The 12,842-nt window shown below is 63.1% G+C and carries 15 protein-coding genes; 9 read left to right on the top strand and 6 right to left on the bottom strand.

Annotation, left to right across the window (positions count from 1 at the left end; genetic code table 11):
- From EOL86_07465 to EOL86_07455, 3 genes are all read right to left on the bottom strand, one after another.
- Positions 1–767, bottom strand: a 767-nt coding sequence (locus EOL86_07465; protein ID NCD25415.1) for a peptidase, incomplete at its 3' end; no start/stop codon positions are given.
- Between the two features lie 212 nt (positions 768–979).
- A complete protein-coding gene (locus tag EOL86_07460; GenBank protein NCD25414.1) occupies positions 980–2,383 on the bottom strand; it encodes a DEAD/DEAH box helicase in 1,404 nt (467 codons plus the stop codon).
- The gene (locus tag EOL86_07455) at positions 2,364–4,001 is read right to left on the bottom strand and encodes a diguanylate cyclase (GenBank protein NCD25413.1); all 1,638 of its coding nucleotides are present in this window, start codon (positions 3,999–4,001) and stop codon (positions 2,364–2,366) included. Before EOL86_07455 ends, EOL86_07460 begins: the two co-directional genes overlap by 20 nt.
- Before the next feature lie 157 nt (positions 4,002–4,158).
- On the opposite strand from EOL86_07455, the gene EOL86_07450 reads away from it, so the two are divergent.
- The 6 genes from EOL86_07450 (at position 4,159) to EOL86_07425 (ending at position 8,187) form a co-directional block, all read left to right on the top strand.
- Positions 4,159–4,518, top strand: a complete 360-nt coding sequence (locus EOL86_07450; protein NCD25412.1) for a tRNA-binding protein — start codon at positions 4,159–4,161, stop codon at positions 4,516–4,518.
- A 146-nt stretch (positions 4,519–4,664) separates the two neighbouring features.
- The gene (locus tag EOL86_07445) at positions 4,665–4,931 is read left to right on the top strand and encodes a hypothetical protein (GenBank protein NCD25411.1); all 267 of its coding nucleotides are present in this window, start codon (positions 4,665–4,667) and stop codon (positions 4,929–4,931) included.
- A 141-nt stretch (positions 4,932–5,072) separates the two neighbouring features.
- On the top strand, positions 5,073–5,921 hold the full coding sequence (locus EOL86_07440; protein NCD25410.1) for a DMT family transporter: 849 nt from the start codon (positions 5,073–5,075) through the stop codon (positions 5,919–5,921).
- A 30-nt stretch (positions 5,922–5,951) separates the two neighbouring features.
- Positions 5,952–7,016, top strand: a complete 1,065-nt coding sequence (locus EOL86_07435; protein ID NCD25409.1) for an aminopeptidase P family protein — start codon at positions 5,952–5,954, stop codon at positions 7,014–7,016.
- The gene (locus tag EOL86_07430) at positions 7,003–7,320 is read left to right on the top strand and encodes a DUF4911 domain-containing protein (GenBank protein ID NCD25408.1); all 318 of its coding nucleotides are present in this window, start codon (positions 7,003–7,005) and stop codon (positions 7,318–7,320) included. Before EOL86_07435 ends, EOL86_07430 begins: the two co-directional genes overlap by 14 nt.
- A gap of 21 nt (positions 7,321–7,341) precedes the next feature.
- On the top strand, positions 7,342–8,187 hold the full coding sequence (locus EOL86_07425; GenBank protein ID NCD25407.1) for a hypothetical protein: 846 nt from the start codon (positions 7,342–7,344) through the stop codon (positions 8,185–8,187).
- A 65-nt stretch (positions 8,188–8,252) separates the two neighbouring features.
- On the opposite strand, the gene EOL86_07420 is transcribed toward EOL86_07425, so the two are convergent.
- The 3 genes from EOL86_07420 to EOL86_07410 all read right to left on the bottom strand — a co-directional run bounded on the left by EOL86_07420 (position 8,253) and on the right by EOL86_07410 (position 9,554).
- A complete protein-coding gene (locus EOL86_07420) occupies positions 8,253–8,444 on the bottom strand; it encodes a hypothetical protein (protein ID NCD25406.1) in 192 nt (63 codons plus the stop codon).
- A 71-nt stretch (positions 8,445–8,515) separates the two neighbouring features.
- Positions 8,516–9,355: a TatD family deoxyribonuclease gene (locus tag EOL86_07415; protein NCD25405.1), complete on the bottom strand. Its 840-nt coding sequence runs from the start codon at positions 9,353–9,355 to the stop codon at positions 8,516–8,518.
- A 1-nt stretch (position 9,356) separates the two neighbouring features.
- Entirely contained in the window at positions 9,357–9,554 is a 198-nt protein-coding gene (locus EOL86_07410) for a Trm112 family protein (protein NCD25404.1), read from the bottom strand.
- Positions 9,555–9,672: 118 nt separating this feature from the next.
- Here EOL86_07410 and EOL86_07405 point away from each other — a divergent pair, with 118 nt between their 5' ends.
- Genes EOL86_07405 through folD form a run of 3 tightly spaced genes read left to right on the top strand, consistent with a single transcriptional unit; the run spans position 9,673 to position 12,682 of the window.
- The gene (locus tag EOL86_07405; GenBank protein NCD25403.1) at positions 9,673–10,509 is read left to right on the top strand and encodes a type III pantothenate kinase; all 837 of its coding nucleotides are present in this window, start codon (positions 9,673–9,675) and stop codon (positions 10,507–10,509) included.
- Positions 10,506–11,798, top strand: coding sequence for a phosphopyruvate hydratase (locus EOL86_07400; GenBank protein ID NCD25402.1), 1,293 nt, complete (start codon positions 10,506–10,508; stop codon positions 11,796–11,798). The genes EOL86_07405 and EOL86_07400 overlap by 4 nt, the downstream gene beginning before the upstream one ends.
- Before the next feature lie 38 nt (positions 11,799–11,836).
- Positions 11,837–12,682 carry a bifunctional methylenetetrahydrofolate dehydrogenase/methenyltetrahydrofolate cyclohydrolase FolD gene (folD, locus tag EOL86_07395; GenBank protein NCD25401.1) on the top strand — a complete coding sequence of 282 codons (846 nt, stop codon included), beginning with the start codon at positions 11,837–11,839 and terminating at the stop codon, positions 12,680–12,682.
- Positions 12,683–12,842: the final 160 nt, after the last annotated feature.

The following is a 12,842-nucleotide window of genomic DNA, read 5'->3' as shown; positions in this document are numbered from 1 at the left end:
AAACGGAACATATCGTCGGCGAGGGAGAGCTTGGGCATGTCGGCGGGCGGGGTTGGGGCCTGGGATGTTTTGCGCATTTTCAGGGCGGCCAGCCGCTCCAGGCTTGGAACGCGCATCATGGACAGCAGTTGGCAATAGGCCATGGGAAGGGCTCCGGCGCGACGCAGTTCCAGAAAGGCGTCGTCCGCGATGGTATTCAACGCCTGTTCGTCGATCTGGAAGAGGCCGTCGAGCTTGATCGGTCCGGAAGGGGCCTTGACGGTCAGGGGCCAGGGCTTGAGCACGCCGTGTCTGGCCAGGGCCGCGCAGGCCGTTGTCGTGGCCGCCTGTCCTGCCTGGAGGTGGTTGAGCAGCTCCATGATGGCTTTCACGGCGGGCGACGGACCTCCTCCGGCGTCGAAAAAGGGCTCTCCCTGGTCATCGGAGATCAGTTCCGAATCCTGATCGACACATAAAATCATCTGTCCGCTGTCGGTTCGTGCCAGCTTGAACGGATGAACACGCATGACCATGGGAGTGTAGCTGCCAAGCCAATGCCCGGACTGGTCCACGAAAAGATTCTGGCCTTGTTCAAACCCAAGCAAAACGACGGGTGAAACCGTCTCCTGGCGTACGAAAAAGGCGATGGGAAAGGCGGCCACGGCTTGCGGAAATTCCGGGCCAACAATGGGCGCGGTGATATCCTGCTGGGCAAAAGCGTGGGAAACCGGGCGTTTCCACCGTTTGGAGGCGTGATCCTTGGTATTGAGGGGAACGTAAGTTGGCATCGTGAAATCATCCTTTCATGAATAAAGCGTTCAGCAAAATTTTTTAGGGGCCGAATCCCGCGCCATGTCCATCGCGTGGGTCGGCTCCGTCGGCACGCCAAGGTCGAGTCCTGGGCGGGCCATGATGTTTTTCGATCAAAACGGCATATTTTCCGCAAGCGCCTCGCCCGCACGGGCGTTGCGGGTAGCCGCGCCTGGAGGCGGAATCCGCATTAGCCGCGCTGCCCGCCGCGTCCTTTTCGGGCGGCTTTTGCCGTGGCCGATGGCGCCTGGCCGGTTTGGGCCCTGGGTCTGGCCGGGCGCGCGGGTGACTCGTTGTTTCGTGGACGGCGATCCGCGTTGGCGCGTGGGCCCGCCGGTCTTGGAGCGGGTTCCAGACGCTGCGTCTGGGTGTTCTCGGCCGGGACAAGCTGGCCGCGCACCAGGCGGACCGCTTCCATGACGATACCCAGGTCCTCGGCGTAGCGTCGGACCAGACGGCTTTCGGCCTCGGTCATGAGGGAAAGCACGGCTCCGGCCGCGTCGGCCCGGCCCGTGCGGCCGGCCCGGTGCAGATAATCCCGGCTTTGGCTGGGCACGTCGAGATTGACGACCAGTTCCACGCCCGTGATGTCCAGCCCCCGGGCCGCGATGTCCGAGGCGATGAGTACCTGGGCCTGGCCCTTGCGGAAGGCGTCCAGGGCGGCCTGACGGGCGAATTTGTCCCTGGCCCCGTGCAGGTCGGCCACCGGGAGATGATGGAATTCCAGACGTTCGGCCATGCGCGCGGCCGAGGCGCCACGATGCACGAAGATCAGGGTCCGGGCGGGCTCCAGACCGCGCACGACCTTGCGCGCCCAGTCGACTTTGTCCCGCTCCTCGCAGACCAGGTACAAATGGCGGATGGCCGGATTGATCCGTTCTTCCTGAATTCGGACCATGTCCAGATCAGGGGCCAGCCCCTTGGCCACGCGGGTCGCGGCCGGGCCCTCGGTGGCCGAGACAAAGACAAACCGTGTCGAAGCTCCCAAGTCCGAGGTAACGCGGCGGATGTGCGGCAAATTTTCCTCGATCAGCAGGCGGTCGGCTTCGTCGAAAACCACCCAGGCCGCGTCGCGGAGCTTGAGCTTGCCCAGATCCAGGAGATGGACCATGCGCCCGATCGAGCCCACGACCACATGCGGCTTTTTTTTCAGTCCTTCTATCTGACGGCTGGCGGCGGCCCCGCCGATCAGGGACTGGATCCGGATCGGCAGGCCGCTGGCGCGGATCAGGTCTTGGGCCACGCGCGTGATCTGCATGGCCAACTCGTGGGTCGGGGCCAGGATCACGGCCTGAACAGCGCCGTGCTCCGGGGCGACGCGGGACAGGATGGGCAGCAGATAGGCCAGGGTTTTGCCCGAGCCGGTGCGGGACACGAGCATGGCCGATTTGTCGGCCAAAAGGACCGGCGCGGCCTGGATTTGTATGGGCAGGGGCGCGGTCGGTCCCAGGGTTTCCATGGCCCTGGCGATGGCCGGCGCGATGCCGAGTTCGGTGAATGACATATCTCTCCTTGTCCGGTCACGCCGGAGCTGATTCGTTATGGGACGGGGCGCGGAAACGAGAAATCGACGGCTACGAATCCCACGGGTCATCTTCGGGCGTGGCGTCGATGTCCGGGGCGCACAGCACTCTGTCCCGCCCCTGGCCCTTGGCCTGATACAGGGCTTCGTCGGCCTGTTTGAGCAAGGAGCCCATGCCCTGGTCCCCCTGTTCCAGGCGCGGCACCATGGCGGCCACGCCCAGGCTGATCGTGACCCAGGGTGAAACTTCCGAGCCGTCGTGCTTGATATGCAGATCCCGCACCGCCTGGCGGATGTGCTCGGCCAAAAGGCGGGCGCCCTCGGCGTCGGTGTCGGGCAGGACAAGGGCGAACTCCTCGCCGCCATAGCGCGCGGCCAGATCGGCCGGCCGGCGAATCCATTGCTGGAGAACGGCGGCCACGTTCACCAGACAGTCGTCTCCTTTTTGGTGTCCATGCATGTCGTTGAACCGTTTGAAGAAATCCACGTCGATCAGAATGACGGACAAGGCCGCCCGTTCACGCATGGCCCGGCGCCACTCCTGCTTGAAATAGGAATCGAACATGCGCCGGTTGGGGATTCCGGTCAGGCCATCGAGGAGCGAGAGTTGCGTCAGGCGTTCGTTGGCCCGTTTCAGTTCCTCGGTCCGTTCGCCGATGGTCCGGACCATGGCGTCGAAGCTCTGGGCCAGACGGCCGATTTCGTCCTGGCGGTCCACGTTCAGGCGCGCGCCGTGATCGCCCTCGCGTTCGATCCGGATGGCGTGCTCGGTCAGGCGTTGCACCGGTCTCAGGACCACGATCTGGAGCAGGACATTGAGCATGACCAGAATCGCGGCTCCGGAAACAACGACCAGAATCGCGGCATAGCGCATGCTGGCCAGGCCTTTTTTGGTGATTTCGCGGGGGAATTGGTAGTCCACGCCAAAAATCGGAGTCCCGGCCATGTCCTGGTACGCGGAGCAAATCCGGATGACATCGCCGGCGCGTTCCGTGACAAAGGTCACATTGTCGCCATGGGTTTTTGCCGGATTTTTTTCGCCGCATGCCGACCGACCCTCGGAGAAGGGAAATACCAGCTCGAAGGGAATCCGGGTCTGCTGGCGCAGGGTTTCCACGGTGTCCTGGTCCAGAAGCCGGCCCATGATCAGGAAACCGTTGCTTGGTCCGGACCCATCCGTGCGTAAAATGGGGCGGGAGGAAAACAGCAGCGGTCCGGCCGCCGTGAAACAGACCCCAGCCGCGCCGCCGTCCGCTTCCGGATGAAATATGGGGTGTGCCGGGAATATCCGGCCCCCGGCCATGAAATCAAAGACCATGGGTTCGTCGGAGGCGAGATCCAGCCCCCGACTCCAAACCACCTCTCCGTCAGGCGCGCAAAACGCCACGAGGCTCAGACGATTGTTGCGCTGCGTGTCCACGTCGAGATTGCTGGCGACAAAGGTTTCGGACCTGTCGCGCATGAATTCGTGGGAATCATCCCAGGCCGCCCAATCCCGGCAGAAGAGATCCAGATGCGTGATTTCCCTGTCGATGGCGTAGAATATCCGGCGCAGATTCTCCTCGGCCTCGTTTTGTTCCAGTTCCAGAAAACTGGAATAGATCACGGATCGCTGGATGATGAAATCGATGCCCCCAAGGACGGTGAACAGGCCGAGAATGATGAGAAACACTTTATTGCGGATGGACATGAAAACTCCTTGCCGAACCCGGCATGTTCCATAAATTACTCGAAGTCCAAGCCAGGAACAAGGCTGGTCTTGCCTTGCGGACCGGACCGGGCCTACAGTCCGCCCCGCGCCCCGGATGGCCGGGGCCGCCCCCGTCACCCGCCACAAAGGAGCCGCCATGGCCACGGAGCTCAAGCCAACAGTCACTTTCGAGGAATCCCTCGCCGTCCTGGATATCCGTGTCGGCCGCGTTATCGCCGCCGAATTTTGTTCGCTGACGCCCAGGCCGACCTATAAAATGGTCATTGATTTTGGAAAATTCGGCACGCGCACCAGCCATGGCCGCTTCACCGCCCATCCCCTGGACGAGGTCGTCGGGCGCCAGGTTCTGGCCGTGCTCAATTTCCCTCCCCGGACCATGGGCGCCGTCGTGTCCGAAGTGCTGGTCCTGGGTGTTCAGTACCCGGGCCGGGACAGCGGCGAGGCGACCTTTGTCGCCCCGGTCGTGAACGCCAGGATCGGAAGCAAGCTGTTTTAGAATCCGCCCCTGGGGTCTATGGCCGCCTTTACATGCCGTGCGTCATCCCATAACCACACGCCAGGATAATGGGCGCGCGCTCGCGCCCTTCGCGCCCGGTCGCGCGTCACGTTCTTTGCGCACACTTCAATCCATGAGGAGAACCCATGCTTGACATTTTTTCCGAACGCATCGTCAATGTTCAAATCCATCAGGGTATTGCCCGTCTTGATTTCGCCCGTCTGGAAAGCGTCAATTCCGAAACCAAGGAAGTCACGTTGAAGCCGGCCATGCGTTTGGTCATGCCCCTGGCCGCGTTCATGGAAATGGCCGACCACGTCGGAAAAATCCGCGAAAATATCCTGAAGCAGATGCCAGGCCAGGTCGGCGGCGAAGACCAGGGCCCTTCCGCCAGCTTCAAGCCGAAAAACTGACGCCTCCGGCCGTGTCCCGGCCTCCTGCCTGGCCTGTGCGGGGAGGGCGGGGACATCGCTTTTTTCGGCATTCCAGGTCGCGGCCATCGCCCCGATGCCGCGACCGCAATCCCAAACCCCGCCTCTGCTCGGAAAAATTCCATGAAACCCTATCTGTATGCCTTGGGTTCGGTGCTGTGCTGGGCCAGTCTGCCGGCGGCCACGGGCAGCGGCCTGGACGGGCTGTCCGTGCCCGAGCTTCTTTTTTTTAGCTTTGTGCCGGCGGCCATCTATCTCGCGGTCCAGGAAATGCTTTTGTCCCGGCGTCTGGCCGTGCCGTGGCCGGACGCGCGGCTGACGGCCCTCGGCATCGTCGGCATCTTCGGCTACCATGTCGTCTATTATTCGGCCATGGACCATGCTCCGTTGGTGGAGGGCGCCATCCTGGCCACGACCTGGTCGTTCTGGATCGTGGTTTTTTCCTCGATCCTGGCCCGCAAGCGCCTGTCCCCGACCGTGCTGATCGTGGCCCTGACCGGGTTGTTCGGCGCGGGGCTGGTCGTGTCCGGGGGGCGGGGGCTGAGTTTCGAGGCTCGGTACCTGCCCGGTTATGCCCTGGCCCTGGGATGCGGCCTGATCTGGAGCGGCTTCTCCGTGGTCCTGGCCCGGCTGCGTCCAACGCGGGATTACATGCCGGCCTTTACCATCGTGGCCGCCCTGTGTTCGGCCCTGGTCTATGTTCTGAGCGGCCCAAGCCGCTTGCCCGCGCCCATGGCCCTGGCCTCGGCCGTGTATCTCGGCCTCGTGCCCCTGGGCCTGTCCTTCACCCTTTGGAACCGGGCCGTGACCACGGGCAACATGACCATCATCGGCTACCTGTCCTATCTGACCCCGCCCCTGGCCGTGCTCCTGGCCGCCCTGATCCGGGGTTCGGCCGTGACCAGCCAGGCCGTAATCGGCATGGTCATCATCCTTGGCGCGGCCTTTGTCGGGCGGCGCATTGCCGCGTAAGCCCCTTCACCTTTAGCGCGAGAAATCACCATGTCCCATCACGTCCGGCGCATCGCCGCCCTGAAAGGCCTCATGGACGCGGCCGGCATTCCGGCCCTGCTCGTCCTGCATCCGGCCAATCGTTTTTATTTGTCCGGTTTTGAACTCCACGACGGGCAGTGCAACGAAAGTTCGGGCTGTCTGCTCCTGCAAGCCAGCGGTCCGGATTGGCTCCTGACCGACGCCCGTTTCTCCGAGGAGGCCCGCCGTCACTGGCCCGAGGAGCATACGCATATTCATGGCGCGCCACGGCTGGAAAAGATCGCCGAATTCGTGCGGAGTCAGGGTATCCGCGACCTGTGGATCGAGGCCCAGGCCATGTGCGCGGACATGTATCTGGAGCTGGCCAAAAACCTGGATTTGCATCCGGCTCCGCGTTTGGTGGAGGAATTGCGCACCATCAAGGATGACGCGGAGTTGGCGGCATTAAGGGCGTCCTGCGCCCTGAACCACCGTGTTTACGATATCCTGCGGCCACGGCTCGGACCGGGACTGACGGAACGGGACGTGGCCTGGATGCTGGAGAAAGCCTTTCGGGAAAACGGAGCCGAGGGCCTGAGCTTCGCGCCCATCGTCGGCTTCGGGCCCAACGGCGCTCTGCCCCACGCCACGCCGGGCCAGACCCGGCTTGTCCCGGAAACCCCGGTCTTGATCGACATGGGCGGCCGCTTGAACGGCTATTGCTCGGATCAGACCCGGACGTGGTGGATCGGCGACGCCCCGAGCGACACCTTCCGCCGCACCTTGGATCTGGTCCAGGAGGCCCAACGCCTGGCTATCGCCAAGGTCGCTCCGGGCGTGTCCACCAGCGAGCTGCACGCCACGGCCAGGGATTTTTTCACCCGGCATGGCGTGGCCGAACAGTTCACCCATTCCCTGGGGCATGGCATTGGTCTGGAAACCCATGAAGCGCCGGGCGTCGGGCCCATCCGGCCGACCATTCTCAAGCCGGGCATGGTCATCACCGTGGAGCCGGGTCTGTATTATCCCCAGTGGGGGGGCGTGCGCTGGGAACATATGGTCGTGGTCACCGAGAACGGTCATGACGTGCTCTAGGGCCGCGCGCCAGCGGCCGCGCCGTCCACGAATCCATCCCCTGGGACCGCCGGAAACGGTCAGCCATGTCCTGTACGCCGGAATTCCCCGTTCGGAGATCGCCTTGTATCGTTTTTTGCTCGAGGGGTATGACAATCTGGCCATCATGAGCGTGGTGGATCGTTACCGGGCCGTGATCAAGCTGCGCTTTTTGTCCGACGCCGAGCCCACGCTGCGCCGGCTGCTCCTGGCCCAGGGCGCGCGCCTGATCGAGGCGCCGGGGCGCGGCGTTCCAGAGCCGGATGTCCAGGGGCGGCACGAATAACAGACTGTGGAGGAACAAGGCATGAACACTGCCGTGATTTGGGGCGCGGGCCAGGGCGGGCGCATGGTCGCCAACCTGTTGCATGGGGATATCGAGATCAAGGCGTATTGCGACAGCGACGAAACCAAATGGGGCGCCAGCCTGGACGGCGTTCCGATTGTTCCGCCCGAAGCCCTCGCCGACCTGGCGCCGGACGCCATTTTTATTTCCATGCTGAACAAGGACGCTTGCGTCAGCGTCCGGGCGCGTCTGGAGGCCATGGGTATCCAGGCGCGGATCGTCACGGCCCCGGAACTGCGCCAGACCTTTGATCTCCGTTTGGCCGCGTTGCGGATGATCGCCGGGGAAGCGCGCGAACGCGGTATCGCCGGCGCCATTGCCGAGCTGGGCGTGTACCGGGGTGATTTCGCGGTGGAGATGAACCGCCTTTTTCCCGACCGTCCGCTCTATCTTTTCGACACCTTTGCCGGATTCGATCAGCGCGACATCACGATTGAAGCCGAGCACGGGTTTTCCCGGGCCGCGACGGGCCACTTCGCGGACACAAGCGTGGACGCGGTGCGGCGGCGTCTGCCCCATCCGGACCGGGCCGTGTTTCGGGTGGGCTATTTTCCGGAAACCACCCAGGGCATCGAGGACGCCTTTGCCGTCGTCAGTCTGGACGCGGACTTGTACAAGCCGCTTTACGATGGACTGCGCTATTTTTACCCGCGCCTGTCCAAGGGCGGCGCCCTCATCATCCACGACTACAACAACACCCGGTTCAGCGGCGCCAAGCGCGCCGTTCGCCAATTCTGCGAGGAATGCGGCGTGTTCGTCGTCCCCCTGTCGGATCTGCACGGGACGGGTGTCATCATTAAACCGTAAAAAATCCCGCCTTCGATGGAAAGCGGGATGGCGTGGCCCAGGATCGGTTTGAGCCGGCGCGGGCTTCAGGCGCTCTTGGCGGTTTTTCCCTGATCCAGAACCATGCGCCCGGTCTGGCCGCATTTGGGGCAGCGAATTCCGGATTCGGAACCTTCGCAGGCCGCGCAATACTGGGCAAAACAGCTGATGCAGCGGTACAGGACGGGGTGGGCGAGTTCCTTGCCGCAGCGGGGGCATGTGATCGTGCGTTCTTCCATGTATTTTTCCTCATCGGTAAAAGGTTGGGGCCGGGGCTTTTGGCCTTGATCGACGCGGGGCGGCCCGGATGTCATCGGGGGCGATGTCCGCTTTTTCGGTCCATCCCGAAGAAGCGTCGCGTATTGTCTCCGCAGCGTTGCCACAAGGCGTGCGGGTCCTCGCCGCGCAGCCGGGCGACTTCCCGCGCCGTGAAGACGATAAAGGCCGGTTCGTTGGGTTTGCCCCGATATGGCTCCGGAGCCAGGTAGGGACTGTCGGTTTCGAGCAGCAGACGGTCGGCCGGGATGGTCGTGACCGCGGCCCGCAAGGCCTCGTTCTTGGGGTATGTCACGGTGCCGGGGATGGACAGATGCCAACCGCGCGAGAGCAGCCTTTCGGTCCAGTCCGGCCCCAGGCCGAAGCAGTGCCACAGAAGCGGCTTTCCGGCAAAACCCATCTGATCGAGGATGGCCAGACAGTCATCCTCGGCCTCGCGGCAATGGATGACCACGGGTTGGTTCAGTTCCCGCGCCAGTTCGAGCTGGCGCCGAAACCAATGCCGTTGGTCCTGGCGGGGAGAAAAGTCGTAATAATAATCCAGCCCGATTTCGCCCACGCCTCGAAGGCGCGGGTCTGTCTCGAAGGCGTGGTGCATGTCCGTCCAATCGGCCTCGGTCATTTTGCCGGCTTCGTGCGGGTGCACGCCGAGCAAGAAAAATACGTCCGGATCGGCCTCGAATCCGGCCCGGTGTCGCCGATAGGCCTCGGGACCGAGAAAAACATTGCCCACGGTGCGCACGCCACAGGCCCTGGCCCTGGCCAGGACGACGCGGGGATCGATATCCCGCCCGTCGAGGTGGGCGTGACTGTCCGCGCCGACGCATGCCAGGCCGAGGGTCTCCGGTTGTTCGCGTTCCTTGTGTTTGCTCACCTCACGCCTCGCGCACGCCCTGGTCCCATTTGGCCACGGGTATGGCCTCGTCGATGAGCATGACCGGAATTTCATCCCGGATCGGGTAGACCACGGCGCAGACCGAGCATTTGAGTCCCTCTTCCTGGCCGACGAGTTCCAGGTCGCCCTTGCATTTCGGACAGGCCAGAATCCGCAGCAGTTCCTTGTTCAGTGCCATGACGCCTCCTTGCGTGTACAGGTTGTGAGCCCGGCTTATCCTGATCAAAACGGGGTTACAAGCGGTCAAGGAGGCGGCTGGTCCTTGAGTTTTTAGGACAATGCGATAAAGCCCTTCCATGACGTACAACGCCGAGCCGCCGCTGGCCCATCCTCTTGTGCTGTTCGATGTCGGCAATACCAACATCAAGGTCTGTCTGGCGGATCAGGAGCGCTTGGGGCGCGCCTACACCCTGCCGTCCACCAACCGTGAAACCGCGGATTCCCTGGGCTTGACCATCGCCGCCATCTGCGACCGCGAGGGCGTGGCCGAGTTCGCGGTTCCGGCCTGGGTCGTTTCGTCGGTGGTCCCGCCATTGTCCGGGTTGCTGGACCAGGCCTGCCAACGGTTTTTCGGCAAGCCGGCCCTGTTCGTGCCCCGGGACATGCCGATTCCCCTGGAAAATCGCTACGCCCGGCCCCGGGAGGTGGGCGCGGATCGCCTGCTGGGCAGTTACGCGGCCCGGCTGCTGGCGGACGACACCACCCTGATCGTGGTCGATTTTGGCACCGCCACCACCTTTGACTGCATCCAGGGCAATGCCTTTCTCGGGGGGCTGATTTGTCCCGGCGTGCTCAGTTCGGTCACGGCCCTGGGCACGCAAACGGCCAAGTTGCCGCAAATCAGCCTGGAATTGGACTCCACGGAGCTGGACATTGGCACCAGCACCCGGCAAAGCCTCAACCACGGCGTCCTGTTCGGGTTCGCGGCCATGCTCGAGGGGCTGGTCGCGCGGTTGAAAAAGCGTCTCGGCGACCCGCGGGCGCGGGTTATCGCCACGGGCGGGTTCGCGCCGTGTCTGGAGGCCATCACAGACTGCATCGACCACGTGGCTCCGGACCTGCTGCTGCAGGGACTCCGGGCCATTTACTATCAACATCATCCAGCACCACATAACACCAGGGAGCAAGCATGAGCACCATCACAGGTATTTGGGCCAGGGAAATTTTGGATTCCAGGGGCAACCCCACGGTCGAGGTCGAAGTCACCCTCGAATCCGGAGCCACGGGTCGCGCCGCCGTGCCGTCCGGAGCCTCCACCGGCACCCGCGAGGCCCTGGAGCTGCGCGACGGCGACACCGACCGCTTTGGCGGCAAGGGCGTCGAGCAGGCCGTCAGGAACATCATGGAGGAAATTTCCTCGGAAATCGTCGGCCTGGACGCCACCCGTCAGGTGGAAGTGGATCAGGCCCTCATCGACCTGGATGGCACCGAGAACAAATCCCGTCTGGGCGCCAACTCCATGCTCGGCGTGTCCATGGCCACGGCCAAGGCCGCCTCGGAATTTTTGGGCCTGCCCCTGTATAAATATCTGGGCGGCATCAACGCCAAGGTGCTGCCGGCGCCCATGATGAACATCATCAATGGCGGGGCGCACGCGGCCAACAATCTGGACATCCAGGAATTCATGATCCTGCCCCTGGGCGCGGAGAGCTTCAAGGAAGCCCTGCGCATGGGCGCGGAAACCTTCCATGTCCTGAAGAAAATTCTGCACAAGGACGGTCTGGCCACTTCCGTGGGCGACGAAGGCGGGTTCGCGCCCAATTTCGCCAGCCATGAGCAGGCCTTCCAGTACATGATAAAGGCTATCAAGGAGGCCGGTTACGAGCCCGGTAGTCAGATCGCCCTGGGCATCGACGCCGCGGCCTCGGAATTTTACAAGGATGGCAAATACCATTTCGCTGGCGAAAACAAGATCCTGACCGCCCGCGAGCTGACCGATTATTACGCCGATCTGGCTGGCAAGTTCCCCATCGTGTCCATCGAGGATGGTTTGGCCGAGGCCGATTGGGACGGTTGGGAGGTTCTGTCCGACGTGCTCGGTGATCGCGTGCAGCTGGTCGGCGACGACATTTTCGTGACCAATCCGGCCCTGCTGGCCGATGGCATCATGCGCGGCGTGGGCAATGCCATTCTGATCAAGCTCAATCAAATCGGCACCCTGACCGAGACCATGGACTGCATCGAAATGGCCAAGGAAGCCTCGTACGCCACGGTCATTTCCCATCGCTCCGGAGAAACCGAGGACAGCTTCATCGCCGATCTGGCCGTGGCCGTGAACGCCGGTCAGATCAAAACCGGTTCCTTGTGTCGCTCGGATCGCGTGGCCAAGTACAACCAATTGCTGCGCATCGAGGAAGATCTGGACACCCAGGGCATGTATTTTGGTCCGGCCATGGCCGCCAACTGGTTTGATGAAGAATAGCAACGGGCGCGCAAAGCGCCCTTTTTATTGAGGTAGCCATGCAAATTATCGATGGAAAAGCGACGGCGGCGACCATCCGCCAGGAACTCGCGGGGCAGGTCGCGGCCCTGGCCGCCCGCCATGGCCGAGCCCCGGGCCTGGCCGTCATCCTGGTTGGGGAGAATCCCGCGTCCCAGGTCTATGTCCGCAACAAGGAACGGGCCTGCGCCGAAGTGGGCATTGTTTCGCGCGGCATCCGCCTGGCCGCCGACATCCCCCAGGCCGAGCTGGAACAGACCATTCTCGATCTGAACGCCGATCCGGCCATTGACGGCATTCTTCTGCAACTGCCCCTGCCCAAGGGGCTGGACAGTCAGAAATGCCTGGATCTGATCGACCCGTCCAAGGACGTGGACGGCTTTCATCCGGTCAACATGGGACGCTTGACCTTGGGCCTGTCCTGCCTGCGCTCCTGCACTCCGGCCGGAATCATGACCCTACTGGAGCGCCACGGGATTCCCGTGGCGGGCCGAAAGGCGGTGGTCATCGGGCGCAGCAATATCGTGGGCAAGCCTCTGGCGCTGATGCTTCTGCAGAAAAACGCCACCGTGACCATCTGCCATTCCCGCACCATTGACATCGCCAGCGAGATTCGCGGCGCGGACATTGTCCTGGCCGCCGTGGGCATTCCCCGGTTCGTGACGGCCGACATGGTCAAGCCCGGTGCCGTGGTCATCGACGTCGGTATCAACCGCACCGAAACCGGCCTAGTCGGGGACTGCGATTATGAGGCCCTCAAGGACGTGGCCTCGGCCATGACCCCGGTTCCCGGCGGCGTCGGCCCCATGACCATCGCCCAGCTTCTGGTCAACACCGTCGAAGCCTACGTGGATCACGTTGGCTGAAGGGCGGTGGCCAGAGAGGTCTTCAGCTTTGGCATTCCTTGAGCTCAAGGGCTCGAGGTTTAAGTAGGGCGAAACGGAGGATTTGTAGCGTCGCGACAATCCAGGGCCCACGCGGTGATTAAGGTGGTTCGCTCGGGCCTTCTGGATTATTGCTTGGTGT

Source organism: Deltaproteobacteria bacterium (genome assembly GCA_009930495.1).
Classification (GTDB): Bacteria; Desulfobacterota; Desulfovibrionia; order Desulfovibrionales; family Desulfomicrobiaceae; genus Desulfomicrobium.
This window is presented reverse-complemented; position numbering and strand designations above follow the sequence as displayed.

Bases quoted from the DNA above. Each gene is read 5' to 3' on its own strand.
- EOL86_07400 (NCD25402.1), top strand. From the start codon at position 10,506: ATGAGCACCATCACAGGTATTTGGGCCAGGGAAATTTTGGATTCCAGG.
- EOL86_07440 (NCD25410.1), top strand. From the start codon at position 5,073: ATGAAACCCTATCTGTATGCCTTGGGTTCGGTGCTGTGCTGGGCCAGT.
- EOL86_07420 (NCD25406.1), bottom strand. From the start codon at position 8,444: ATGGAAGAACGCACGATCACATGCCCCCGCTGCGGCAAGGAACTCGCC.
- EOL86_07450 (NCD25412.1), top strand. From the start codon at position 4,159: ATGGCCACGGAGCTCAAGCCAACAGTCACTTTCGAGGAATCCCTCGCC.
- EOL86_07435 (NCD25409.1), top strand. From the start codon at position 5,952: ATGTCCCATCACGTCCGGCGCATCGCCGCCCTGAAAGGCCTCATGGAC.
- EOL86_07430 (NCD25408.1), top strand. From the start codon at position 7,003: ATGACGTGCTCTAGGGCCGCGCGCCAGCGGCCGCGCCGTCCACGAATC.
- EOL86_07410 (NCD25404.1), bottom strand. From the start codon at position 9,554: ATGGCACTGAACAAGGAACTGCTGCGGATTCTGGCCTGTCCGAAATGC.
- EOL86_07455 (NCD25413.1), bottom strand. From the start codon at position 4,001: ATGTCCATCCGCAATAAAGTGTTTCTCATCATTCTCGGCCTGTTCACC.
- EOL86_07445 (NCD25411.1), top strand. From the start codon at position 4,665: ATGCTTGACATTTTTTCCGAACGCATCGTCAATGTTCAAATCCATCAG.
- folD (NCD25401.1), top strand. From the start codon at position 11,837: ATGCAAATTATCGATGGAAAAGCGACGGCGGCGACCATCCGCCAGGAA.
- EOL86_07405 (NCD25403.1), top strand. From the start codon at position 9,673: ATGACGTACAACGCCGAGCCGCCGCTGGCCCATCCTCTTGTGCTGTTC.
- EOL86_07425 (NCD25407.1), top strand. From the start codon at position 7,342: ATGAACACTGCCGTGATTTGGGGCGCGGGCCAGGGCGGGCGCATGGTC.
- EOL86_07460 (NCD25414.1), bottom strand. From the start codon at position 2,383: ATGACCCGTGGGATTCGTAGCCGTCGATTTCTCGTTTCCGCGCCCCGT.